This is a genomic window from Oscillibacter sp. CAG:155 (genome assembly GCA_000436875.1).
Classification (GTDB): Bacteria; Bacillota; Clostridia; order Oscillospirales; family Oscillospiraceae; genus Oscillibacter.
Genome location: FR890943.1, coordinates 19,510 through 21,551 on the forward strand (window position 1 = coordinate 19,510; position 2,042 = coordinate 21,551).

At 62.9% G+C, this 2,042-nt stretch carries 2 protein-coding genes; both read left to right on the top strand.

The window, feature by feature from the left end; translation table 11 throughout:
* Window positions 1–623, top strand: a 623-nt coding sequence (locus QZL67_RS08685; protein WP_292920165.1) for a flavodoxin-dependent (E)-4-hydroxy-3-methylbut-2-enyl-diphosphate synthase, incomplete at its 5' end; no start/stop codon positions are given.
* A 168-nt stretch (window positions 624–791) separates the two neighbouring features.
* Window positions 792–2,042, top strand: a 1,251-nt coding sequence (locus QZL67_RS08690; protein ID WP_292920167.1) for an exonuclease domain-containing protein, incomplete at its 3' end; no start/stop codon positions are given.

Sequence of the window (2,042 nt, forward strand, 5' to 3'; positions counted from 1 at the left end):
ACGGCGGTGTCACCGCCGAGGCCCTGGTGGAGAGCGCCATGGGGCATGTGGCCCTTTTGAACAAGTTTGACTTTGACGATATCTGTATCTCCGTCAAGTGCTCCGACGTGCCGCTGACCATGGAGGCCTACCGGCTGCTGAGCAGCGAGACGGATTATCCCCTGCATCTAGGTGTCACCGAGGCGGGCACCCCTTCCATGGGCCTGGTGAAGTCCGCCATGGGCATCGGCGGCCTTTTGTGTATGGGCATCGGCGACACCATCCGGGTGACGCTGACCGCCGATCCGGTGGAGGAGATCTACGCTGCCAAGAAGATTTTGAAGGCGGCGGGACTGCGGAAGGAAGGCGTGAACCTCATTGCCTGCCCCACCTGCGGCCGTACCCGCATCGACCTGATCCCCATGGCGGAAGAGGTGGAGCGGCGGCTGGCGAGCTGCACGAAGAATATCACCGTGGCGGTGATGGGCTGCGCCGTCAATGGCCCCGGTGAGGCTGCGGCGGCGGACATCGGCATCGCCGGCGGCAAGGGTGAGGGCCTGATTTTCCGCAAAGGAGAAATCCTTTACAAGGTTCCCCAGGAGCAGCTTGTAGACAAGCTGCTGGAGGAGATCGAGCGGCTTTGAGCCGGTTTGTGCCGTTTGATGTGCAGACGGTGGCAAAGCGGAAAACGGCGGATACATGAACCGGGCAGCAAGTCCCGGGCGCCTGCCAGACGGCAGGCACAGCGCGGAAATACATCATGGACCACAGCCGGCGTCTCGCCGGCTGTAGGCCTGTCTGGAGAGGAAACCATGTCAAGAGACATCCCATTTTTTGAAATGTTCGCAGAATTGCAGCTTTCCGGCGAGCTGCGGCTGAAGCTGGCGGGGGCTGTGCTGACCAGCGCCTGCATCGATCAGTCCGACATGTCCATCACGCTGCATCTGACTACCCGGGCGGAGCTGGGGGAGGACGCCCTGGCCGAGCTCAAGCGGCTGCTGATGGGCGTGTACGGCTTTCAGAAAGTAGACGTAGAGGTGACGTGGAAGCTGCCCGCAGGGACTCCTGCTGCCTCCGGCGCACCGTCCCATGCCGCAGCCCCCGCCGGCGGGGAGAAGAAGGGGGGAAGCGTCAAGGCCTCCAAGATCCTGATGGGCAAGCCCATCAAGACCCGGCCCGGCCCCATGCGGGACCTGGATCTGAAGATGGGCAATGCCACCGTGGCCGGTAAGGTCTTTGCCTTTGAGTGCCGGGAGACCCGGCGGCCCGGCATGTGGCGCATGAGCTTTGACATGACGGATTACACCAACTCTGTCACCGTCCAGAAAAACCTCACCACCAAGGAGGCCCAGCAGCTGGAGGGCGCTATCGCGCCGGGCATGTGGCTGATGGTCCAGGGCAAGATGGAGCCCACCTGGGATGGAAAGGACATCCAGCTCAACCCCTATCACATCAGCGTCATCGACCACGCCCTCCGGCAGGACACCGCAAAGGAGAAGCGGGTGGAGCTGCACCTGCACACCAAGATGAGCAACATGGACGCCCTGACGGATACCAAGGAGGCGGTGAAGACCGCCATCCGCTGGGGCCACCCTGCCATCGCCATCACGGACCACGGCGTGGCCCAGTCCTTCCCGGACGCCTGGCACGCCGCCGGGGACAAGATCAAGCTCCTCTACGGTGTGGAGGGGTACTTCGTCAACAACATCGACGACCGGGTGGTGGTCCACGGCGATCTGGACTGCCCGCTGGACGGGGAGTTCGTGTGCTTTGACATCGAGACCACCGGCCTCAAGGTGGACCGGGAGGCTATCACGGAGATCGGCGCCGTTGTGCTGCGCAATGGAGAGATCTGCGAGCGGTTCCAGACCTTTGTCAACCCCAACCGCCGCCTGACGCCGGAGATCATCGGCCTCACCGGCATCACCGACGACATGCTCAAGGACGCGCCTCAGCTCAAGCAGGCGCTGACGGACTTTTTGAAGTTCGTGGACGGGCGTCCTCTGGCGGCCCACAACGCGGAGTTCGATATTGGCTTTATCCGGGCGGGCTGTAAGAAGGTG